Consider the following 22,513-nt stretch of genomic DNA (forward strand, 5'->3'; position numbering starts at 1 on the left):
ACCCTACCCCTGAAGAAAATCAACCCGCAAAGGCAAGGTACCTAATGTTTGTTTAAGATTGGCAACCTGATCACCACCAAGTGACGCAGGAATATTAACTGTGGCCACCACGCCGCTTGCCTGAGCGGAACACTGCACAGTCACGGTATCAGGCAAACTCAACGCCTGAATGATATCCCTGATTTTTGTCTCGGCCGCCAGCGCACGCAAGGCCGGTTTGTAAATTTTCCCGATTGGCGTGGTTGGCATCGTCTCAAGAATCATGACCCGTTTGGGCACAGCCGGCCGCTCGGGCACATAGGGTGTAGCCTGCTCCAGCAATGCGGCAGGGCCCGATGCGGCGCCCTCTTTCAACGTGACGAATACAACTGGTAACTCGCCTGCATAGGCATCAGGTTCACCCACCGCGGCGCATGTACTCACATCGGAAAGCTTTAAAAACGCCTCTTCGATAAAGCCTGGGTCAATGTTATGGCCGCTGCGGATAATTAAATCTTTACTGCGCCCGGTAAGGTAAATATAGCCATCCTTATCCACATGCCCCAAATCGCCGGAAAGCAACCAGTTATCCTCAGTAAAAGTACCCTGGGCCTGGGTGGGATCGAGATACCCCGTGCTAACGTGCGGCCCTCTTATGGCAATGATGCCGGTTTCCCCCGGCACGCAAAATGCCGTTAAACGCGGTTGCGAAGCCGTTTCAAGCGGCACCGCAACCACTTCGGAGTAAGGAAGGCGTACGCCGACTGAGCCCGGATGACGCGGCGCAAGGCAAGGTTCAATCGACACAATACCCGCGCATTCCGTCATTCCGAAGATATTACGCACAGCAACATCGCATTGCGACTCAAACTTCTGCGCCAACTCACTGGGCAAAGGCGAACCACCGGTTAAAGCCCAGCGCATCGCTTTCGCCTGCCCTGGTAACCTGGGCACACCCAGTAAGGCGGACAACACAGTTGGCACGCAGCCGAAATGGGTAATTTCGTGTTTGTCGGCAAATCGCCAGGCGTTCTTGATGAACGCCTGATTGCGCAAGCCGGTTAGTGTAGGCAAAAACAACGTAGCACCGGCGGCCAAAGGTGCCAGCCCGTACACAAACGTTCCGGCAACGTGAAACAGCGGGAACCCATTTAAAATACGGTCGCCGGGCTGCATAGCGTAATAACATGCACCAAACCAACTGGTATGCACCTCGTTGCGATGGCTATGCCGCAAAATTTTTGGTAATCCGGTCGTCCCCCCGGTATGAAAAAGCGCAGCGGTGCTATCCGGATTCAACTCATCCTGAAAACCGCCCTCTTCAGGATACTCCAGCAGCCGCCTCTGAAATGAGGCATCCTGCGGATTACGCTCATTCGGATCGATTTCCAATACATGTTCGACGCAGCCGGCCAATTCGGCTGCACGATGCGCCTGCGCGTTAATCGACAGCGACTCACATGGGGCCAGGGTCACCACCACACGCGTACCCGTTTTACGCAACAGTTGGGCAATATGTTCGGCACCCAACAGGTAATTGATCGGGAAAGCGCAACCGGCCATTTGCGCCCCCCACAACGCGAACAGCGCCGAAGGAATGTGAGGCACCAGCAATGCAACCGGCTCCTCGCGCTGCACACCAAGAGAACGAAAAAGATGGGCGGCACGAATGCACTGGCGCTGAAACGCGTCAAACGTCCAGGTCATATAAGGCCCGTCAGGGTCCGCATTTTCCTGGAAATGCACCGCAGTGGTGGCGCCGTAGCTTGACACCGCGTAGTCGAGCAACGCAGCCGTTGAGTGAAACGGAACCGCCTTCTCATACGGTTCGCGTTCCATCGCCACAATATCGCTCAGGCCGGCAATCTCGGCACGGGAAACAGACATCACACTACTCATGGCTTTACTGCTCCAGTGTCCACTTGCCGTTTTCAATGCTCACCATCACCTGGCCACGCTCATCCAAACCATTATGGTTTTCCGGACTCATGTTGAAAACACCCTCCGGGCTCACGACCTCTTCCATGTTTTCCAGTGCATCGCGCAATGCCTGGCGAAACTCGGGCGTGCCCGGCTTTGCACTCTCCATTGCGACAGGAATGGCGGCATTCAACATGCTGTAGGCCGTCCATGCCGTCGAGCCAAATAAAGAGCGAGAACCGTCGCCGTATTCACTTTCGTATTGGGTTACATACTCCATGCCCGCTTTTTTGGTTGGGTGATCCTCCGGAAGTTGCTCGGCAACAAGAACCGGCGCAACCGCTAAACGGGTTCCCTCAACCGCCTTTCCACCGATACGCAAATAATCGGCATTCGCGACGCCGTGGGTTTGATAAATCGTACCCTTGTAACCGCGCTTGACCAGCTCTAACTGAGGCGTGGCACCGGGCGTACCGAAACTGAAGATATAAACCGCGTCGGGTTTAGCCGCCATCACTTGCAGCGCTTGGGTAGTGGCCGAGATATCCTGGGCGCCAATCCGGGCGGTTACTGGAATCTCGATACCCGCTTCTTTTGCCTGATCCTGAAATGCCTTCAGAAACCCCTCGCCGTAACCCGTGGTTACCGCGATGACTCCCACGCGCTTGATATCACGTTCCTTCATATCTTTAATAACACGTTGAACCGACAGCGCTTCGGGCGCGGGAATCTTGAATGCCCAAGTGCGGGACCCCTCCTGAGGCTCAATAATGGCGTTACCGCCCCCCAGCGATACCAGCGGTGTTTTATTGCGACCAGCCACCTCCATGATCGCAATGGAAGGTGGAGTAATTGACGAGCCAACCAGCACATCCACTTTTTCTTCTGAAATCAACTTCGATGCCAATCTCCCGGCTTCGGTCGGATCACTGCCATCATTCATGATAATGACGCGAGCAGGTTCGCCACCGATTTCTTTCGGCCAGAGCTTAACGGTATTCTCTGCCGGCTGACCCAACGAAGCGGCCGGCCCGGTGAGGGAAAGAATCACACCTACCGTCACTTCAGCTGAAGCGGGAGCACTTGCAGCAAAAGCCAGCGTCGTCGCGCCGGCCATCATTGTTTGACGCCAGAATGACGCCTTCCGGATAAATTGAAAACGCATTACGTGTCTCCTTTTGGTTTATTTTTAAGCTGCCCCAGTGTTTCACTATTGATCTGCGGCCTGCCTTATACTAGGCAAATAAGAAAAAAAACACTGTCATCCGAAAAGATGACACGTATTCGACAAAACACGGGGTACAAAATGCGTGCATGGAGACTCGAGGGCGCGGCCTCAGATGCTGCGCTAATACAAGATGCCGTTGCAAAAATCGTCACCGGCATTGGTGTGGAGAATTTCTCCCACGAAGTCTTGCAGCAGGTAAACCGCGTCATGCCGGTGGGGTGTTGGTCGGTTTACCGGGTGGGCGGGTCGCAACCTCGCATGTTCTTGTCAAGCACCTACCAACGCAAAGACACCACTGCCGATAGCTGGCGTGCCTATCTCTCCGGCCCTCACCTGGCCGACAAAAGCTTCATTCTCGACAGCTCCGGGGTTACCAGCCCCGCCATCACGCATTTAACAGCAGAAGAAATTCCCACGCCCCTACACCGAGACAAAGTCTACCGGCAGTTCGACATGAGCGAACGCCTGTCCGTTGTGGAAGCAGAGTCGCAAAGCGAAATTTTCGCCCTGAACTTCTATCGTTATAACGACCAACGTTTATACAGCGATCACGAACTCGCCGCGTTTGAAGCTTTGGCGCCGGCCCTGCTGGCCGCCGTTCGACGTCACCTGGCACTTTCGCTGCAGTCGCACTTAACCAATGCCATGTCGGTGGACGCCGTTCGCCTGACATTCCAGGCGCGTCGCCCAGACCTCACAGAACGAGAGCTCGATGTTGTGGCCAGAACCGTATTGGGAATGAGCTACGAAGGCATTGCGACAGACCTGGGTTTAAAGCTACCCACAGTAAAAACCTACAGAAACCGGGCGTTCGACAGATTAGGCATTCATTTTCGAAACGAGCTGGTGAGATATTATTTGCTGCTCGCTAGCGCGACCAAATAAAAACAATCTGGTTTTCCTCGCCTTTAGTCGCAACTGACATGAAAAGCTGAACCGCTCGGCACAACTACGCCAAAGCATTGCCTCTCTCGCTATAAGCATTGCCTCTCTTCATGTAAGTCTTGTATCCTTTGGTTAAGCGAGGAATTATGTTGAATCATGTCAGTGGTGCCCGCTTAATCTATAAACGCATTTCCTCCATTTTTTGTGCTCTGGCCGCGCTACTGATTCTCCCAGGTATCTTTGCCACCACACTGGCTCAGGAAACCTCAAAGTCCGGCGCCGTAGCACCATCGCAAGGCTTTATGGATCCCGCAGGCCCCGTAGCTGCAGCCCAGCTATCACACTTCGGAACGATCAGCTTGATCATGGCCGCACTCGTGGTCATTCCCATCTTTATTGCGATTCCTCTCATTCTGATACGCTACCGCCGCGGAGCACGGGGCGCCTACAAACCCGATTGGGAATTCAACTGGGGGGTCGAGCTGTTCATCTGGGGCTTGCCCGTCGTAATCATTATCCTGCTGGCCACCGCCTTATGGAAAGACACCCACAAATACGACCCTTATGCGCCGTTAGGTGAAGACCCACTTCAAATTCAGGTCGTATCGCTCGACTGGAAGTTCATTTTTCTTTACCCGGAACAAGGTGTCGCCACGGTCAACCTTCTTGCCCTGCCCGAAAAACGCCCGGTCACGCTAACACTAACCAGCGGCACCGTCATGCAATCATTCATGGTGCCTCGCCTGGCCGGGCAGATATACACAATGGCCGGCATGACAACAAAACTGAACCTTATCGCTGACGAACCAGGCACGTATCTGGGCCGCAACATGCAATACAACGGCACCGGGTTTGCCGCTCAATCGTTCCGAACGGAAGTCATGACCAACGATGCGTTCACTGCCTGGGCCGAAAAAATGCGCAACGCCCCTAAGCAGCTTAACTGGCAAGGGTACGAAACGCTGCTTAAACCCTCTATTGTCAGGGAACCCATGCTCTATTCCTCATTCGACCCAGACCTTTTCAACAAAATCATTGCCAGCTTTGCACCCGAACGGCTCAACATGACTGCCGACATGCACAAACAACACGGCCATCAAGAAGTGGCGAAGGTGAACCAATGACCTGGGAAACGATATTTGGGCGACTCACGTGGGACTCCCTGGTTTTTTCCGGTGCCATCGAAAACCCGTCCACCAGCGAATTCGTTGCCTCAGGTGCGGGCAGTGTTGTGGTACTTGGGGGCATTGCCTTATTCATATTGCTCACCGTCATGAAGTGGTGGCGACCGCTCTGGACAGACTGGCTCACCAGTGTCGATCACAAGAAGGTCGGCATCATGTACATCGTACTGGCCATTGTCATGTTCTTGCGCGCGGTCATCGAAGCCGCCGTGATGCGTTCGCAACAATTGGCCGCCTACGATGGCTCCGGTTACCTTTCGGCCGACCATTTTGGCCAGCTCTTCACCACGCATGGCACGATCATGATTTTCTTCGTTGCCATGCCCTTTATCACGGGTCTGATGAACTACGTGATGCCACTGCAAATCGGCGCACGCGACGTCAGTTTCCCCCGGCTTAACGCCATTTCGCTCATGTTGACGGTGGCCGGCGCCATACTGGTGATGATTTCGCTGGTCGTGGGCAAATTCTCAACCGGTGGCTGGACAGCCTACCCGCCCTACACCGGCATCGAATTCAGCCCCGGAGAAGGAGTCGATTATTGGATATGGGCCGTCACGCTAGGCTCCATAGGCTCCACACTAACAGGCATTAACTTTGCCGTTACGATCTACAAGAAGCGCTGCCCAGGCATGAACCTTTTCCGCATGCCCATGTTTACCTGGACAACGCTCTGCACATCAATCCTGATGATTTTCGCCATGGCGCCGTTAACGGCGGCCAGCTTAATGCTTGCACTCGACCGCTATGCCGATTTCCATTTCTTCACCAACGGCGACGGCGGCAACATGATGAATTTCGCCAATCTTTTTTGTCTGTTCGGTCATCCCGAGGTTTACATTCTTGTGCTCCCCGCCTTCGGCGTATGGTCTGAAGTGGTCTCCACGTTCTCGGGCAAGCGCATCTACGGTTATACCTCTCTCGTGTGCGCAACCATGTGCATCGCCGTCTTTTCATTCTGCGTCTGGCTGCATCATTTTTTCACTATGGGCCAAAGCGCCGGCGTGAACGCTGCATTCGGCATTGCCACCATGCTCATCGGCATTCCTACAGGGGTCAAAATCTATGACTGGATGCTAACCATGTACCGTGGCCGTATCCGTTTTACCGTACCCATGCTGTTCCACATCAATTTCCTGTTCATGTTCGTGCTGGGTGGTTCCACCGGCATCTTGCTCGCCAACCCCACCATCGATTTCCAGGTCCACAACTCATTGTTCCTGGTAGCGCATTTCCACAACGTGATCATTCCCGGCGTTTTGTTCGGTATGTTTGCCGCCGTGCAGTTCTGGTTTCCAAAGGCGTTCGGCTTTCGCCTGCATGAAGGGCTGGGCCGCAAGGCGTTCTGGTTCCTCGCGCCCGGCTTCGTGTTGGCTTTCTTCCCGCTGTACTGGATCGGCATGATGGGGGCAACGCGCCGCACAGCCACATGGGCCGACCCCGCCTATCTCATCTGGTTCGCCATCGCCATGTTGGGCGCCGCAATGATTTTGGCCGGTACTGCGCTACTCATTGCCCAAGTGATTGTTTCGGTGAAGCGCCGCAAAGAGCTGGCCGTGCCGCTGGGCGATCCCTGGGACGGCCGTTCGCTGGAGTGGTCTATTCCCGCTCCTGCGCCGAGCTGGAATTTCGCAGTCGTGCCCACGGTGTCTTCTCAAGACGCGTTCGATGCCGCCAAATGCAACGGCACCGCGTACCAAACGCCGGCCAAATATGAAGACATACAGGTGCCACGTAACTCTGCCATAGCCCCGCTGATCGGTCTTTTTGCCTGCGCCAGTGCCTTCGGCCTGATCTGGCACATTTGGTGGTTGGCAATTATCGGGTTCATCATGATCTGGGCAGTCGTCATTGCCAGTTCATTCAATCTCGATACCGAAGAAACCATCCCTGCCGACGTGGTCCGCGCTCAAAACGAAGCCTTCCTCGAAGCCGTTCGCAACGCTCCCGGTGTCACGCGTGATGATGAAACCGGCTCAGCTAACCAAGGCAAAGCATTACCGGAACGACATGAAAAGAGATTTGCGCAGAATATGAAAGGCAACATGACCGAGGCTACGACATGAAGCTTTATCAACGTCTCCATCCCGGCGTCAATCTGGGGCCAACCGACCCGGAAAACCACGAGGAGGCCGAAGAGAAGATCTTCGGTTTTTGGATCTTTCTGATGAGCGACCTGGTCCTGTTTTCGGTCCTGTTCGCCACTTATGCAGCAATGAGCATACAGGGTGTTGCACTAGGCCCAAGCCCGAAGGACATTTTTGACCTGAGCCCTGTCTTTCTTGAAACAATGGTACTGCTTGCCTCCAGCTTTACCTTCGGGCTGGCCATACTCGAGCTGAAATACCGTAAGAATCAAGGCCGTCTAGCGCTCTGGCTTACGCTTACGGGCCTGCTGGGTGCCTTGTTCGTCGGCCTTGAATTAAACGACTATCGCATACTGCTAACAGAGCACGGCGCCGCCCCGCAAACCAGCGGTTTTCTGTCTGCTTATTACCTTCTTACCGGCACGCACGCGCTGCACGTTTCGGTTGCCATCATTTGGCTCATCGTTCTTGCTGTTCAGCTTGCCACATTGGGCCCAGTTGGTCCGGTCAAACTAAGGCTGATGCGGCTGGCGCTTTTCTGGCACATGCTCGACATCATCTGGATCGGCATTTTCACCTTTGTTTATTTATACGGGGTCGTTCTATGAAACAGGGTGTTTCTTCAACCGAGCATCACGAGGAAAGTGCGGAACAGCGCGATTACGTTAAGGGTCTTGTGCTCGCCTTTATTTTAACCGTCGCCTCTTTTTCAGTGGTCTGGTTCAAACTGCTAACCGGCCCGGCTGCATTAATTTTGCTCGGCATCCTCGCACTGGTTCAGTGCGCCGCGCAGATTCGGTATTTTTTGCATGTGGATGGCCGCTCACACCGCGACGACCTCCTGTTGATCCTGTTCACATCGCTTATCGTTTTGATTATCGTGAGCGGAACGATCTGGATCTTGTGGAATCAACATGCACGCATGATGTAATCGTGATACTTGACCTCCAAATGTTGTGCCACAGGACCGACATCTTTCACAGCCCCTCTCCCGAATGATTGACCGTAACACCTGTCTGACAAGGTGTTCGATGATCACTGGCCGTATACCTCCATTAAGTTTATGGTAAGAATTCTCATAGTAAAATTGAGAATTATTATCAATAAAGGGAGAGAAAATGTCCAAAGTCGTTAACAGGACGGCGCATACAGCTCGTCGCTTGCATTCGCTGGCTGTCAGCATGACACTGCTTGCTTTGCCTTCTGTGGTTGACGCTCAGGTTGTACAACAACAGGCACTCGATACTATTACCGTTCAGGGCGACTGGATCGGAAATCCAACAGCGGAAGACGCTAAGGAATACTCCGGTGCCAGAACGGTCATCGACCGGCGGCAAATTGAGCAAAGCGGTGCACTAAATCTTGAAGACGCATTACGCTCGTCACCGAGCGTCCAGATTCTCGATGAGACAGGTACCGGTATCTTGCCAAACATCGGGTTACGAGGATTAAATCCTTTGCGCAGTGAAAGACTACAAATGCTTGTGGATGGTTATCCGATTGCCATTGGCCCCTACAGTAATGTCGGCGTATCTCTCTTTCCCCTTACCATGGCAAGTGTCGACACAATCGATATTGTGCGTGGAGGAGCAGCGGTGCACTACGGCCCCAACAATGTGGGCGGGGTGATGAACTTTATTACTCGTCCAATTCCCGGCAAACTAGAGCAGACATTTCAGCAGCGCGCAACCATTGCGAGTGAAACCGGCCATATCTTTAACGACTCCTATTATCGAATAGGCGGATTCGTAAATGATGACCTGGCTTTACAGTTGCAAGCCAATGTCCAGCGTGGAAACGGATTTCGTCAGCATTCGAATACTCAGGTTAACAATTTCATCTTCGACGCAGAGTATTACTTGAATGCACGTAATGATTTTGATTTCAGTCTGCAATATTACGACGTAGACGCAGACTTACCCGGAGCTCTAAGCCCCAATGCTTATGAGGAAGACCGTTATCAGTCCCAGCGACCTTATGATGCTTACAAAGCAAAAATGTGGCGTGGAACCTTCGCCTGGACTTATCGACCTAACGAGAACGTTGAACTCAAATGGCGAAACTTTGCTCATCGCGCTGATCGGACTTTCTACTTTGGACAGAATTTTAGTGACGGCGCCGGTTGGTCGGACCCCGCTTATCAATCAACCGACGTTGCAGACTCACCACGAAAGTTCGATGTATGGGGGACAGAACCTCGCCTCACCGTACGTCATGGTATTCAAACCATTACCATTGGGGCGCGCTATGTGCATGAAAAAGTCGATTTCGATGTAAACCGGATGAAATTGGCTACCGGCAGAACCAGCGCAATTCGCGAGTGGGACCTTGAAACTAATGCAATAGCGCTGTACGCCAGCGATACGTTTAGCTTATTAAACGATACGCTCAAAATCACACCCGGTGTCCGATATGAAAGCGTACGCATGAACTTCACCGACGTGCTTGGCGGCGCCACTTCAGCCAACAAAGCAAACGAAGTATTGCCGGGTCTCACCATCGGGTTTGACGTCAGCAAGGACTTATTTGTCTTTGCCAATGCGCAAAAATCGCTTGTGCCAGTGCAGATTGCACAAGCAACAAAGAAACAAGCCGTGGCCAACGAAACTGCCTGGAATTATGAGTTAGGCGCCCGTTGGCAAGCAACAGATAAAGTGGCTCTTTCCAGCACTTTGTTTCAAATAGATTACACCGACCAGATTCAATATGACAAAGCTGGTGATCGCTACGTAAATCTAGGGGAAACCCAACACAGAGGCGTGGAGTTGCAAACAGACTTCGAACTGACCTCTAACCTGGACTTACGCCTTGGCTACACATATCTGCAAACAAAACAGAAGTCAGGACCCTTTGCGGGTAATCAATTACCAAACGCACCAAAGCATCATTTCAGCGCAGAGTTTGGTTACGAATATCAAAATTGGCACGCTAGTGTCGCAGCCTTTTACGTAGGCGAGAGTTTCAGCGATGCTGCCAACACGGTTCAAGAAACCCCTAGCGGCTCAGCAGGGCAATTGCCCGACTATACCTTGGTCAACGTCCGCATCGCACGCGACTTCAAAATGGGCGACGGACAAGTATTAAGCCTAGGTTTGGTGGCCAACAATTTATTGGATGCAGACTACTATTTCCGAGGCGCCGATGTGAGTCCAATTGGCCGTATTCCTGGCCCTGGCCGCTCAATCATCGCCGAGGCAAACCTCACTTTCTGATGATTTTTGTTGCGACAAGAAGGCACGGTGTCGCGCTTTAATGTCGTGCTTTCAGGAGTTTTCCTGAATTATTTCGAATAACTCCGAAAGATTGGCGCACATATAGTGGGGTTGCCGGCCGATAGTTTCGAAAGGCAACCCTTGTCGATTGACCCAACACGTTGTAAACCCATACCAATTAGCGCCCAGAATATCCCAGGCGTTAGACGACACGAAAAGAATTTCCTGTGGTTTAAGTTTCAAAGCAGACGGAGCTAGGTCATAGCAGGCAGGATGCGTTTTGAACTGCTTTACCTCATCAACCGAGATCACATGATCGAACAAAGACTCCAACCTGGAGTTGTTTACGGCCCCCTTCAACATCTCGGGTGAACCATTGGATAAAATGGCGGTGGGCAGCCCCAGCAACTTAGTGTATTCAAGAACACGATGACAATCCGGATAAGCTTCCAATTGGTCATAGCTATCCATCAACAATTGCAGGTGCCCATCGGTAAATGGCAAATTAAGGCGTTTCAGACTATAACGCAGTGCCGCTTCGGTTAGCTCGCGAAACGGAAGGTAATGAAGGCTGCCGCCCGGCGACGGATCAGACAAAGAGCTCAGTTGCGAATACTCAATCTGCTTTTGGCGCCACAATATTGATATCTGCGAGCCAGAGTCGGGAAACAACTGTTCAGCCAACCGAACGATGGAATGTACATCAAACAACGTCCCGTAGGCATCGAAAGTCAATCCACGTATCGCCATGATGTCTCCTAGGAGATGCCCGCCAATACATGGTGCGAACGGAGAGACTCGAACTCTCACACCTCTCGGCGCCAGAACCTAAATCTGGTGCGTCTACCAATTCCGCCACGTTCGCATGTATGGGAAGCCAGATAGTATAACAGTAGAAACCAGCCCCAGTAAAACCAGAACGCAATATAAACAAGTTTTTGGGGCTTGTTAAAATGGCCGGCTACACGCAACCAGCGCATACAACATAATGAACCCGCTTCTTGGCAACCTGCATCCTTATCCTTTCGAAAAACTTCGACAACTATTAGCGCAAAATACCGCCGCGCCTCATTCCGACCCTATCAGCCTATCAATTGGTGAACCCAAGCACGATACGCCGCCTTTCATCAAGGAAGTGCTTAGTGCATCGTTGGATGGGCTTGCCGCGTATCCGCCCACCAAGGGCGACGCAGCGCTGCGGGAAACGATTGCACAATGGATTGCACGGCGATACGACATTCCGGCGCCGAACCCCGATACGCAAATCCTGCCGGCACTGGGGTCGCGCGAGGCGCTGTTTTCGTTTACCCAGGCCGTCATCGACCCAACGGCCAACGCTTATGTTGTTTGCCCAAACCCCTTCTACCAAATCTATGAAGGTGCCGCCATTCTGGCCGGTGCGCAGCCTTACTACATTAATGCCGAGGCTGAACGTCAATTTGGGTATAACTGGCAAGCCGTCCCGCGCGATGTATGGCAGCGCACGCGGTTGGTGTTTGTATGTTCGCCCGGCAACCCGGCCGGCAATGTGATGACACTGGACGAATGGCGCACCTTGTTCGCGCTCAGTGAGGAATTCAACTTTGTCATTGCAGCCGACGAGTGCTATTCCGAAATCTACTTCAATGATACTGAAAAGCCGCTGGGCGGCCTGCAAGCCGCACAAAAACTGGGGCGTGACACATACAAGAACCTGGTCTGCTTTTCCAGCCTGTCGAAGCGGTCTAATGTGCCAGGGTTACGCTCAGGCTTTGTGGCAGGCGATGCCGACATCATGAAAGCCTTTCTTTTGTATCGAACTTACCATGGCAGCGCCATGAGCGCGGTGGTGTCGCAAGCCAGCATTGCCGCCTGGAATGACGAGCAGCATGTTGTCGAGAACCGGCGCCTTTACCGTGAAAAATTTGATGCTGTGCTACCCATTTTGCAACCCGTGCTAAATGTTGAAAAGCCGCAAGCCGGTTTCTACCTATGGGCCGCCACACCCTACTCTGACACTGAATTTGCGCTAGACCTGCATACCCACACAGGCGTAACCGTTTTGCCAGGCAGTTTTTTGGCCCGCGAGGCACACGGCGTGAATCCAGGCCATAACCGCGTGCGAATGGCACTGGTGGCGGGTAAGGAACAATGCATAGAAGCCGCCCATCGCATCGCCGCCTTTTTAAAGCAACGGGCGTAGCAATAACAAAGAGACTCACCAGACCCAACAGGCCAGGCAGAGTCAACTACAATCAAGTCATCGTTTTCAACTTCCAACCTTTAAGCTAAAAAACCATTATGAGTCACGATTTACAAAACACCATTGAACAGGCTTGGGAAAACCGTGCCGATATCAGCCCCACCACTGCCGGTGCAGCCGTGCGTGAAGCCGTTGCAGATACCCTGGCCAAGCTCGACCAGGGCACCTTGCGCGTCGCTGAAAAACAAGACGGCGACTGGGTTGTGCACCAGTGGGTTAAAAAAGCCGTGCTGCTGTCATTTCGCCTTGAGAACAACCATATTGTTGGTCAGGCACCGGTTCAATACTACGACAAAGTGGGCCTGAAATTTGCCGACTACACCGAAGCCGATTTCGCCAAAGGCGGATTCCGCGTCGTACCACCGGCCGTTGCGCGCAAAGGCTCCTTCATTGGAAAGAATGTGGTGCTGATGCCTTCTTATGTCAATATCGGCGCCTATGTCGATGAAGGCAGCATGGTAGACACCTGGGCCACCGTCGGGTCTTGCGCTCAAATCGGCAAAAACGTTCACTTGTCGGGTGGCGTGGGCATTGGCGGCGTACTGGAGCCCCTGCAGGCCAACCCCACCATTATTGAAGACAATTGCTTTATTGGCGCCCGCTCGGAAGTCGTGGAAGGCGTCATTGTGGAAGAAAACTCGGTGCTGGCCATGGGCGTGTTCCTGTCACAAAGCACCAAAATCTACGACCGCACTACAGGTGAAGTCGTATACGGTCGTGTTCCATCAGGCTCCGTTGTAGTGCCCGGCACCCTGCCTGCAGCCGATGGCTCACACAGCCTGGCCTGCGCGGTGATTGTCAAGCGTGTTGATGCACAAACACGCGCCAAAACCAGCATTAACGAACTATTGAGGGCCTAATGTCTTCTGTGCTGGATTTCACCAAAGCACTCATCGCCCGCCCGTCGGTTACGCCCGACGATGCGGGCTGCCAGCCCATGCTGTCGGAACGCCTTGCCGGCGTGGGTTTCAAAAGCGAAACGCTCGTATTTGAAGAAGTCACTAACCTCTGGTTGCGCAAAGGCACGCAGGCCCCGTGTATCGTGTTTGCCGGCCATACCGACGTAGTACCCACGGGCCCGCTTGAGCAATGGGATACCGACCCTTTCGAGCCTACGGAGAAAAACGGCTTTCTATACGGGCGCGGCGCGGCCGACATGAAAAGCTCCATTGCCGCCTTTACCATTGCTGCTGAAGAGTTCGTTACCCAACACCCCGATCATAAAGGGTCAATCGCCATGCTGATTACGTCGGACGAAGAAGGTCCGTCGGTAAATGGCACGGTGAAAGTGTGCAAAGCCTTGTCGGCGCGTAATGAAAAATTTGATTTCTGTATTGTGGGCGAGCCCACGTCATCCAAAACATTGGGCGATACGGTTAAAAACGGGCGGCGCGGCTCGTTATCAGGACATTTAACGGTTAAAGGAAAACAAGGCCATGTCGCGTATCCGCATCTGGCCATTAATCCTATTCACGTTCTGGCCCCGGCTTTGCAGGAACTCACACAAGAAGAATGGGACACCGGCAACGAGTATTTCCCACCCACAACGTTTCAAATTTCCAATTTGCATTCCGGCACCGGTGCAACCAATGTCGTACCCGGCACGGCTGAAATCATGTTCAACTTCCGGTTTTCCACCGAAAGCACGCCGGAATCACTGAAGCAGCGGGTGCATGCCATACTCGACCGCCATCATATCGAATATGACCTGCTCTGGACGCTTAGCGGCGAACCTTTCTTAACGGAAACGGGCGCCTTAAGCCAAGCGCTATGCCAGGCCATTAAAGATGAAACCGGGGTAAAAGCCGAACTGTCCACCACGGGTGGTACTTCAGACGGCCGCTTTATTGCAAAAATTTGCCCGCAAGTGGTGGAGTTTGGCCCCATTAATGCCAGCATTCATCAAATTAACGAACATATCGACCTTACCGCCCTGGAGCCGTTAAAGAACATTTATCGGCGCACACTTGAAAACCTGTTGCTTAATTAACCAGGAGTCGGTTATGCACCCCTCTGCCCATTCCGAACTTTTCACTGTCCGCGATTTATTACGTTACACCGTTACCCAGTTCAACGCGGCTCAGCTGAGTTTTGGGCACGGCTCCGACAACGCTTGGGATGAAGCAGTTTATCTGTTGCTGCACACCTTGCATTTACCGCTCGACACGCTGGATCCGTTCCTCGACGCCAAGGTGTTGCCCGAGGAACGCGAGCGCTATCTAAAACTGGTAGCGCGTCGGTTGGACGAACGTGTACCTGCTGCTTACCTAACCGGTGAAGCCTGGTTGCAAGGGCACCGCTTTTTTGTCGATCCTCGGGTCATTGTGCCGCGCTCTCCCATTTCCGAGCTACTGGCCGACAACCTTGAGCCGTGGGTGGTCGACCCCGACGACATAGACTTTGTACTCGACTTGTGCACGGGCTCGGGGTGCCTGGCGATTCTGGCTGCGTTGGCTTTCCCCAATGCGCAGGTCGACGCCGTCGATGTGTCGGAACACGCACTGGAAGTGGCCGACCAAAATATTGAATACTTTGGGCTGGACGGCCGGGTAACCGTGCACCAAAGCGACCTGTTCAACAATCTGCCCGATTGCCAATACAACCTGATTATCTGCAACCCACCTTACGTGAACAGCCACTCAATGGAATCGCTTCCCGCCGAATACCGCCATGAGCCCACCAATGCACTGGCAGGGGGGGATGACGGCATGGATCTGGTGCGGCGTATTCTGAACGATGCACCACAATTTCTGGCGGCCAACGGGCTACTGGTGCTTGAAATCGGCAATGAGTTCGAAAATTTCATGACGGCATTCCCCGAGCTTGAGCCCGTTTGGCTCAGCACCGCCAATGCCGACAATCAGATTCTGCTGCTGACGCGGGAGCAATTGGCGTCGTGATTCGTGCAAGTGGCATTACTCTGCGTCGAGGAACCAAAGTTTTACTGGACGACACCAGTTTTGTTGTAAACTCAAGCGAGCGGTTGGGCATTGTGGGCAAGAACGGCGCCGGCAAATCCACCCTTTTCTCCTTGTTGAAAGGCGAACTGGATCTGGATGCCGGCAACCTGGAAATGCCGGCCTCCTGGCGCATTGCCAGCGTAGAGCAAGACATTCGTCACCCCAGCCGACCCGCCCGCGAGTTCGTCATTGACGGCGACCAGGGGTTGCGGCAACTGCAAGCCAAACGCGAACAAACGCCCGACTCAGAAGGCCACCGCATAGCCGAGCTGGAAACCGCCCTGGTGGAGGCTGACGCCTGGACGGCGCCTTCGCGCGCGGAACAGCTTTTGGCAGGGCTGGGTTTCGCACCCGACACTTGGATGAAACCGGTAAACGAATTTTCCGGCGGCTGGCAAATGCGGTTGGCACTGGCCCGTGCCCTCATGGCACCGTCAGAACTATTGCTGCTGGACGAACCCACCAACCACCTGGACCTTGACGCCATGCTATGGCTGGAAAAGTGGCTGGCAGCCTATTCAGGCACGGTCATTGTCATTTCCCACGATACCGAGTTCCTCGATGCCGTTGCCCGCAGCATTCTGCATTTCGACCAGGCCAAACTGGTTCGCTATAAAGGTGGTTATGAAGATTTCCTGACCCAACGCGCAGAACGGATGCGCCAAACCCGTTTGGCGTGGGAGCGGCAAACCAGAGAAACCGCCCGTTTGAAACAGTTTATTGACCGCTTCAAGGCCAAAGCCACCAAAGCCAAGCAAGCCCAAAGCCGGGTTAAAGCGCTGGCACGAATGGAAACGCTGGCGCCCCTGCACGCCGAAGCGGGGATTGATCTGTACCTGCCCTCGCCTGACTCAATGCCGGATCCGCTTTTGATTCTGGATGACATCACAACGGGATACCGGTCGGAGCAAGGTGACACGCCGATTTTAAAAAACGTCAAGCTGATGCTGCGTGGCGGTGCACGAATTGGCGTTCTGGGCGTGAATGGTGCAGGCAAAAGCACCCTGATCAAAACGCTGGCGCAAGAGCTGCCTGCGTTGGCCGGACATTACCGCCCTTCCAAAGGCTTAAATATCGGCTACTTCGCGCAACATCAACTTGAAATGCTGGATGCCGGCAGCACGCCGCTGCAACATCTTGCCCGTATCGCCCCTGAAGAACGCGAGCAAACCCTGCGTAATTATCTGGGCCGTTTTGGTTTTAGCGGGGATATGGTCAACCAGCATATTGCACCTTTATCGGGCGGGGAAAAAGCGCGTTTGGCCCTGGCGCTGATTGTGTGGCAAAAACCTAACCTATTGTTGCTCGACGAGCCCAGCAACCATCTGGATGTCGACACCCGAGAAGCGCTGGCCACCGCGTTGGCAGAATATGACGGCAGCATGCTGCTGGTATCACATGATCGCCACCTATTGCGCACCACAGTTGACGAGTTCTGGATTGTGGCCGACGGTGGCGTAACCGAATTCGATGGCGATCTGGACGACTACCGCGAGTGGCTTTTGCAACGTAGCGCCCAGCAACGTGCTGAAGCGCGGGAAGAGGCCCGAGATGCCGGCAATGAAAACTCAAACAGCGGCGCAGGCGAAACGGAAGCCGATCGAAAAGCGCGTAAGCGGCTAGAAGCTGAAGCACGCCAGCGTTTGTCGGCTCAGCGCAAACCGCTTGAAAAAGAATTGAATACCATTGAAAAAAAGATGGACACCTTGCGTGTACGCCTGCAAACGCTGGATGCCACAATTGCCGACACCGAGTTGTACACCGACGCCCGACGTGATGAGCGGGTGAAAGTATTGGCGGAGCATGGCGAACTGAACAAACAGTTAGAGCAGGCAGAAACCCGTTGGCTGACGCTGCAAGAAGAGATAGAAGCGCTGGAACAGCAATTTAATGAAGCAACGCAACAGTAGCTGGGCGCATTAACCTTAACTGGAAACAATATCCAATTTCGCCACACCCAGCGCCAGCGTTTTCGTCCCCACGTCGCGAAACTGAATTTGTGCCTGAGCATCGTTGCCCATGCCGCTTAAGCCAATAATCGTACCGTCACCAAACTTGGCATGATGTACGCCTTGACCAATACGAAATTGCTTCTCACCCACCCTGACACCACTAGTCGCGAGGCGCGGTTCGCGCGGCGACATCGCGCCGGTAGACGGGCGATTATAGGCATCGCCACGCCGATACCCGCTGCCCGACCACGACGAGCCCATGCCTGAACCCATTGCGGCCCCCATGGTCGACACCTTAGGCGTCAGCCATTTCAAATGGGCATCGGGAATTTCCTCCAGAAAGCGCGAGCGCATGGCATAACGGGTTTGCCCATGCAACATTCGGCTTTGCGCCAACGTAAGATATAAACGCTTGCGTGCCCGTGTCATGGCCACGTACATTAAGCGGCGTTCCTCTTCCAGCCCGCCTTGCTCGGTCAGGCTGTTTTCATGTGGAAACAAGCCCTCTTCCAAACCGGTCATAAACACCGAGTCGAACTCAAGCCCTTTGGCCGCATGCACTGTCATGAGTTGAATGGCGTCTTCACCGGCACGCGCCTGATTATCACCGGCTTCCAGCGAAGCATGCGACAAAAACGAATCAAGCGGTGACATGGTAGGAGGCCCCGCCATATCAAGAGGGTCAACGGTTTCCCGCGCCGCTTGCGACAACGCCGGTTCGCCCACCATACCTTCCTCACCCACAAAAACCGCCGCCGCGTTCACCAATTCCTGAAGGTTCTCAAGGCGATCCTCACCTTCTTTTTCGCCCATGTAAAAATCACGTAGGCCGCTGTGATGCACCACATGCTCAATTATTTCAGGAAGCGGCAAGTAATGTGCCTGTTCGGTTAGTTGCGCCAACAGTTCGGCGAAAGCCTGCAACTTGAGACCACTTTTACCGCTTAAGGAATCCACAGCGCCATACAGGCTGGAACCGGCCGCCCGCGCTGCGTCACCCAACTGCTCCAACGTACGCGCGCCAATGCCGCGCGCGGGGAAATTCACTACCCGAAGCCAGGATGTATCGTCGTTCGGGTTGGTAATCAAGCGCAAATAAGCCAGCGCATGCTTGACTTCCTGACGCTCAAAAAAGCGCAGGCCGCCATAAACCTTGTACGGCAAGCCGCTGGAAAATAAAGCATGTTCAATAACACGCGATTGTGCATTGCTTCGATACAGTACGGCAATGTCGCTACGAGTGTGGCCGTCGTTTACCAACGACTTGATTTCATCCACCACCCATTGCGCCTCGAGCAAGTCGGTACCTTGCTCACACACGCGCACCGGCTCACCTTCCCCTTCTTCGGTCCAAAGGTTTTTCCCCAACCGCGCGGCATTATGCGCAATCAGCGCGTTGGCGGAATCCAGAATATGACCGTGGGAACGATAATTCTGCTCAAGTCGAATGACATTGCCTTTGGCATAATCGCGTTCGAATGCAGCCATATTGCCCACATTGGCGCCGCGAAACGCATAAATGGATTGATCGTCATCACCTACGGCAAACAACGACGCACCACCCCCGGCCAACAACTTCAGCCAACGATACTGTAAATCGTTGGTGTCCTGAAATTCGTCGATAAGAATATGCTGAAAGCGACGCTGATAGTGCTCGCGGATAGGCGCGTTGCGCGACAAAAGCTCATAGGCACGTAGCAACAACTCGGCGAAATCCACCACGCCTTCACGCTCACACTGGGCCTGGTATTGCTCGTAGATGCTGATCAAACCGCGACGGTGCGCATCCCAGGCGTCAACCTGCTCGGGACGCAAACCCTGCTCTTTGGATCCGTTGATGAAACGCTGAACATCACGCGGCGGGTATTTGTCGTCATCAATACCGGCCGCCTTGATTAAACGTTTAATAGCCGATAGTTGATCGGCTGAGTCCAGTATTTGAAAGGTTTGCGGCAAGCCCGCGTCGCGATGATGCGCCCGCAACAAGCGGTTGCACAAACCATGAAACGTACCCACCCACATGCCACGGGTATTAATGGGTAATAAAGACGATAAACGCGTGAGCATCTCACGCGCTGACTTATTGGTAAAGGTAACCGCCAACAGCCCGAATGGACTGACCTGACTGGTTTGAATAAGCCAGGCCATACGGGTGGTCAGCACCCGGGTTTTACCACTGCCCGCACCGGCCAGCACAAGGGCATGGCCTTCAGGCAGGGTAACAGCGGCTTGTTGTTGTTCGTTAAGCGACCCGATCATGCCGCATAGCGGCGCAGACGCAAGGCGAACTGCTCAAGCCCTTCAATGCCGCTTTGCTGAGCCCGATGGCACCAAGCTTGCAAGTCTTGCAGCAATTGTTCGCTGCTGGCACTTGAGCTTTCCCATAAGCGGGTGAGCTCTGTGCGCATTTGAACTAATGTGGATAGCGATTGATTCTGCGCCAGAACGATATCGAGGTCGGCTTTTTGCTCGGGTTCTAATCGGCTTTCATCCGTATGATGCAACCAGTTTTTGGCACGCGCCAGCAACGACCAGTGACAATCGGCGCTGCCGATGCGACGCTGGGGTTTCAGACGAGTGAGTTCATCGGATGCCGTTTTCTTCAGCATGTCGGTGTAGCGGGCCAGCACTTCATAGCGGTGCAAAATGATGCCTTCCAATGTGCTTTCGCTTACCGCCGGCACAACCGGCTTCAGCTTCAGCTTGGGCGCCATACGACGCACTTTGGCCAAGCCTAAAACACGCAGAATTTGAATATAACCCCAACCAATGTCGAATTCGTACCACTTGGTGGAAAACTTGGCCGACGTGCCATAGGCGTGGTGGTTATTGTGAAGTTCCTCGCCCCCGATAATTAAACCGATGGGGAACACATTCGTGCTGGTGTCCGGGCTGGCGTAATTGCGATAGCCCCAGAAATGACCCAGGCCATTAACCACACCGGCAGCCCAGAACGGAATCCAGGCCATTTGGATAGCCCAAACCGTTAGGCCCAGGAAACCAAACAACGCAACGTCGATAGCCAGCATGATCAGGATACCCATCACACTGTGACGCGAATAAATGTTCTTTTCCATCCAGTCATCGGGCGTGCCGTAACCGAAACGCTTGAGCGTTTCTTCATTGTTCGACTCGCGACGGTACAGTTCCGCACCCTGGAAAAAAACCCGGTTAATACCGAATACCATAGGTGAGTGAGGGTCGCCCTCGCGTTCGCACTTGGCGTGATGCTTACGGTGAATGGCAACCCATTCTTTGGTCACCATACCGGTGGTCATCCAAAGCCAGAAGCGGAAAAAGTGCATGACTGCCGGATGCAGATCAATGCCCCGATGCGCTTGGCTACGGTGCAGAAAAAGCGTAACGGCAACGATGGTAATGTGCGTTAAAACCAGCGCCACCAATGCAACCTGCCACCACGAAAACTGCAGTAAACCACCGGAAAGAAAAGAAAGAATGTAATCCATAAACCTGTTCAGGCCTTTAAAAGTAAAACCAATTAAGTGTAGCGTAGATGAATGCTATATGACAGGGGTTGTTGCAATTAGTTCTTGGCCCGCTCCAGCACAGCAGCGAAAAAGCCGTCTGTTCCGTGGGTGTCAGGCCTTAAAACCATATAGGGAGTATCAAACGTTAGGTTTTTACAACGGTCTGTAAGAATATCCCCCGCATTCAACAAGGAAAAATCGGGGTTTTCCGACAGAAAAGCCTCCACCTGCTGCTGATTCTCTTCAGGCAACACACTGCACGTCGCATAAACCAGCCGCCCGCCCGGCGCCACGCAGGCAGACGCCTGTTTAAGAATACGACTCTGCAAGGCACAAAGCTCTTGCACTGATTCGGGGCTTTGGCGCCATTTCAAATCGGGATTGCGCCGCAACGTTCCCAACCCGCTGCACGGCGCGTCGACCAAAACCCGATGCGCCTTCCCACGCAAGCGCCGCACGCGCTGATCGTTATCGTCTGCAATAACCACCGGCACAATATTCGATAAACCGCTACGGGCAAACCGCGGCTTGGCACGCGCCAGCCGCGCAGCTGAAACGTCGAACGCATACAGGCGTCCGGTAGAACGCATCAGTGCCCCCAAGAGCAACGTTTTGCCCCCTGCGCCGGCGCAATAATCAATGACCATTTCACCGCGCTTGGGCGCCAACAAGGCAGCCAGTAACTGGCTGCCTTCATCCTGCACTTCAATTTCACCCTTCTCAAACAGAGACCACCGGTTCACGGGCGGACGGCTGTGAATTCGAATACCCCACGGTGAATAAGGCGTGGGTTGCGGGTCGAGTGTGGCAGCCGGCCCTGCCTCAAGCAAGCGCAGTACCGTGTCGCGATCGATTTTAAAAGGATTCACCCGCAAATCCAGCGGCGCATTGCTATTCAGCGCAACAATAAGGGACTCACCATCAGGCAGCGCCTGCATCCGCTGAACGAGCCAGTCGGGCAAACTTTCCCGCACGGCCAGCGGTAAGGTCCCCAAATCAACCTGCGTGACGTGCTCCAGCCATACTTGCTCATGTTCCGACAAGGCCTGCAACAGAACCTCGGGCCGCATGACACCCGATAACCCCATAATGGCCAGCCGACGCGACAATGGCCCTTGCCCGCTTTCCGCAAGGTGGCGGTATAAACGCAAATGACGCAGCGTTTTGAAAAACGCGTCAGCCAACTCGCTACGATCGCGCGAACCCATTTTTGGATTCATACGCATCCAACGCGACAGCACCGCATCAGCCGGATGAATCCACTTCACCGCCTGGTCGAGCACGGCCCTGAGCTGTTCAATACGGATTGCGGCCGGCGACACCGCACCGGCGTCATTTTTGCCGCCCCGGTTGTTGCGTGCGGCCGACTTGCCTTT

Annotated in this window: 17 protein-coding genes and 1 tRNA gene; 11 read left to right on the plus strand and 7 right to left on the minus strand. The window is 53.8% G+C overall.

Translation table 11 applies throughout. The features are described 5' to 3' along the window. Nucleotides 1-3 precede the first annotated feature (3 nt). Both CJO09_RS00340 and CJO09_RS00345 read right to left on the minus strand, forming a co-directional pair. Nucleotides 4-1,878, minus strand: a complete 1,875-nt coding sequence (locus CJO09_RS00340; protein WP_119440606.1) for an AMP-binding protein — start codon at nt 1,876-1,878, stop codon at nt 4-6. 4 nt (nt 1,879-1,882) lie between these two features. Next, complete coding sequence (locus tag CJO09_RS00345; protein ID WP_245961190.1) at nt 1,883-3,064, minus strand: ABC transporter substrate-binding protein; 1,182 nt, start codon at nt 3,062-3,064, stop codon at nt 1,883-1,885. Between the two features lie 141 nt (nt 3,065-3,205). On the opposite strand from CJO09_RS00345, the gene CJO09_RS00350 reads away from it, so the two are divergent. The 6 genes from CJO09_RS00350 (at nt 3,206) to CJO09_RS00375 (ending at nt 10,495) form a co-directional block, all read left to right on the plus strand. Further along, nucleotides 3,206-4,012 (plus strand): helix-turn-helix transcriptional regulator, encoded by an 807-nt coding sequence (locus CJO09_RS00350; protein WP_245961191.1) that lies wholly within the window; start codon nt 3,206-3,208, stop codon nt 4,010-4,012. A gap of 146 nt (nt 4,013-4,158) precedes the next feature. Then, nucleotides 4,159-5,136: a COX aromatic rich motif-containing protein gene (locus CJO09_RS00355; protein WP_218961002.1), complete on the plus strand. Its 978-nt coding sequence runs from the start codon at nt 4,159-4,161 to the stop codon at nt 5,134-5,136. Next, the gene (locus tag CJO09_RS00360) at nt 5,133-7,262 is read left to right on the plus strand and encodes a cbb3-type cytochrome c oxidase subunit I (RefSeq protein ID WP_119440607.1); all 2,130 of its coding nucleotides are present in this window, start codon (nt 5,133-5,135) and stop codon (nt 7,260-7,262) included. Before CJO09_RS00355 ends, CJO09_RS00360 begins: the two co-directional genes overlap by 4 nt. Beyond that, a complete protein-coding gene (locus CJO09_RS00365) occupies nt 7,259-7,891 on the plus strand; it encodes a cytochrome c oxidase subunit 3 (RefSeq protein WP_119440608.1) in 633 nt (210 codons plus the stop codon). Before CJO09_RS00360 ends, CJO09_RS00365 begins: the two co-directional genes overlap by 4 nt. Then, on the plus strand, nt 7,888-8,214 hold the full coding sequence (gene cyoD, locus CJO09_RS00370) for a cytochrome o ubiquinol oxidase subunit IV (RefSeq protein WP_119440609.1): 327 nt from the start codon (nt 7,888-7,890) through the stop codon (nt 8,212-8,214). Before CJO09_RS00365 ends, cyoD begins: the two co-directional genes overlap by 4 nt. Nucleotides 8,215-8,401: 187 nt before the next feature. Further along, on the plus strand, nt 8,402-10,495 hold the full coding sequence (locus CJO09_RS00375; protein ID WP_119440610.1) for a TonB-dependent receptor family protein: 2,094 nt from the start codon (nt 8,402-8,404) through the stop codon (nt 10,493-10,495). A 51-nt stretch (nt 10,496-10,546) separates the two neighbouring features. Here the strand turns inward: CJO09_RS00375 and CJO09_RS00380 are convergent, their stop codons facing one another. Both CJO09_RS00380 and CJO09_RS00385 read right to left on the minus strand, forming a co-directional pair. Then, nucleotides 10,547-11,245 carry a haloacid dehalogenase type II gene (locus CJO09_RS00380; protein WP_119440611.1) on the minus strand — a complete coding sequence of 233 codons (699 nt, stop codon included), beginning with the start codon at nt 11,243-11,245 and terminating at the stop codon, nt 10,547-10,549. A 30-nt stretch (nt 11,246-11,275) separates the two neighbouring features. Further along, nucleotides 11,276-11,360 (minus strand) — tRNA-Leu (locus CJO09_RS00385). Between the two features lie 123 nt (nt 11,361-11,483). On the opposite strand from CJO09_RS00385, the gene dapC reads away from it, so the two are divergent. The 5 genes from dapC to CJO09_RS00410 all read left to right on the plus strand — a co-directional run bounded on the left by dapC (nt 11,484) and on the right by CJO09_RS00410 (nt 17,607). After that, nucleotides 11,484-12,677: a succinyldiaminopimelate transaminase gene (dapC, locus tag CJO09_RS00390; protein ID WP_119440612.1), complete on the plus strand. Its 1,194-nt coding sequence runs from the start codon at nt 11,484-11,486 to the stop codon at nt 12,675-12,677. 98 nt (nt 12,678-12,775) lie between these two features. Continuing rightward, nucleotides 12,776-13,597 (plus strand): 2,3,4,5-tetrahydropyridine-2,6-dicarboxylate N-succinyltransferase, encoded by an 822-nt coding sequence (dapD, locus tag CJO09_RS00395; protein ID WP_114420642.1) that lies wholly within the window; start codon nt 12,776-12,778, stop codon nt 13,595-13,597. Further along, entirely contained in the window at nt 13,597-14,727 is a 1,131-nt protein-coding gene (gene dapE / locus CJO09_RS00400) for a succinyl-diaminopimelate desuccinylase (protein ID WP_119440613.1), read from the plus strand. The genes dapD and dapE overlap by 1 nt, the downstream gene beginning before the upstream one ends. Nucleotides 14,728-14,740: 13 nt before the next feature. Further along, nucleotides 14,741-15,637 (plus strand): 50S ribosomal protein L3 N(5)-glutamine methyltransferase, encoded by an 897-nt coding sequence (prmB, locus tag CJO09_RS00405; protein WP_119440614.1) that lies wholly within the window; start codon nt 14,741-14,743, stop codon nt 15,635-15,637. Continuing rightward, nucleotides 15,634-17,607, plus strand: a complete 1,974-nt coding sequence (locus CJO09_RS00410; protein WP_119440615.1) for an ABC-F family ATP-binding cassette domain-containing protein — start codon at nt 15,634-15,636, stop codon at nt 17,605-17,607. Before prmB ends, CJO09_RS00410 begins: the two co-directional genes overlap by 4 nt. A gap of 15 nt (nt 17,608-17,622) precedes the next feature. On the opposite strand, the gene CJO09_RS00415 is transcribed toward CJO09_RS00410, so the two are convergent. From CJO09_RS00415 to CJO09_RS00425, 3 genes are all read right to left on the minus strand, one after another. Beyond that, nucleotides 17,623-19,908 (minus strand): UvrD-helicase domain-containing protein, encoded by a 2,286-nt coding sequence (locus tag CJO09_RS00415; RefSeq protein ID WP_119440616.1) that lies wholly within the window; start codon nt 19,906-19,908, stop codon nt 17,623-17,625. Further along, entirely contained in the window at nt 19,905-21,116 is a 1,212-nt protein-coding gene (locus CJO09_RS00420; protein ID WP_114420637.1) for a DesA family fatty acid desaturase, read from the minus strand. The genes CJO09_RS00415 and CJO09_RS00420 overlap by 4 nt, the downstream gene beginning before the upstream one ends. Nucleotides 21,117-21,193: 77 nt before the next feature. Continuing rightward, nucleotides 21,194-22,420: an RsmB/NOP family class I SAM-dependent RNA methyltransferase gene (locus CJO09_RS00425; RefSeq protein WP_119441324.1), complete on the minus strand. Its 1,227-nt coding sequence runs from the start codon at nt 22,418-22,420 to the stop codon at nt 21,194-21,196. Nucleotides 22,421-22,513 lie beyond the last annotated feature (93 nt).

It is taken from the genome of Neopusillimonas maritima, assembly GCF_003576595.1.
Lineage (GTDB): Bacteria > Pseudomonadota > Gammaproteobacteria > Burkholderiales > Burkholderiaceae_B > Neopusillimonas > Neopusillimonas maritima.

What these genes read in the sequence shown, in the direction of transcription:
- CJO09_RS00340 (WP_119440606.1), bottom strand. Translation starts at nt 1,878, where the DNA reads ATGAGTAGTGTGATGTCTGTTTCCCGTGCCGAGATTGCCGGCCTGAGC.
- CJO09_RS00345 (WP_245961190.1), bottom strand. Translation starts at nt 3,064, where the DNA reads ATGCGTTTTCAATTTATCCGGAAGGCGTCATTCTGGCGTCAAACAATG.
- CJO09_RS00350 (WP_245961191.1), top strand. Translation starts at nt 3,206, where the DNA reads ATGCGTGCATGGAGACTCGAGGGCGCGGCCTCAGATGCTGCGCTAATA.
- CJO09_RS00355 (WP_218961002.1), top strand. Translation starts at nt 4,159, where the DNA reads ATGTTGAATCATGTCAGTGGTGCCCGCTTAATCTATAAACGCATTTCC.
- CJO09_RS00360 (WP_119440607.1), top strand. Translation starts at nt 5,133, where the DNA reads ATGACCTGGGAAACGATATTTGGGCGACTCACGTGGGACTCCCTGGTT.
- CJO09_RS00365 (WP_119440608.1), top strand. Translation starts at nt 7,259, where the DNA reads ATGAAGCTTTATCAACGTCTCCATCCCGGCGTCAATCTGGGGCCAACC.
- cyoD (WP_119440609.1), top strand. Translation starts at nt 7,888, where the DNA reads ATGAAACAGGGTGTTTCTTCAACCGAGCATCACGAGGAAAGTGCGGAA.
- CJO09_RS00375 (WP_119440610.1), top strand. Translation starts at nt 8,402, where the DNA reads ATGTCCAAAGTCGTTAACAGGACGGCGCATACAGCTCGTCGCTTGCAT.
- CJO09_RS00380 (WP_119440611.1), bottom strand. Translation starts at nt 11,245, where the DNA reads ATGGCGATACGTGGATTGACTTTCGATGCCTACGGGACGTTGTTTGAT.
- dapC (WP_119440612.1), top strand. Translation starts at nt 11,484, where the DNA reads ATGAACCCGCTTCTTGGCAACCTGCATCCTTATCCTTTCGAAAAACTT.
- dapD (WP_114420642.1), top strand. Translation starts at nt 12,776, where the DNA reads ATGAGTCACGATTTACAAAACACCATTGAACAGGCTTGGGAAAACCGT.
- dapE (WP_119440613.1), top strand. Translation starts at nt 13,597, where the DNA reads ATGTCTTCTGTGCTGGATTTCACCAAAGCACTCATCGCCCGCCCGTCG.
- prmB (WP_119440614.1), top strand. Translation starts at nt 14,741, where the DNA reads ATGCACCCCTCTGCCCATTCCGAACTTTTCACTGTCCGCGATTTATTA.
- CJO09_RS00415 (WP_119440616.1), bottom strand. Translation starts at nt 19,908, where the DNA reads ATGATCGGGTCGCTTAACGAACAACAACAAGCCGCTGTTACCCTGCCT.
- CJO09_RS00420 (WP_114420637.1), bottom strand. Translation starts at nt 21,116, where the DNA reads ATGGATTACATTCTTTCTTTTCTTTCCGGTGGTTTACTGCAGTTTTCG.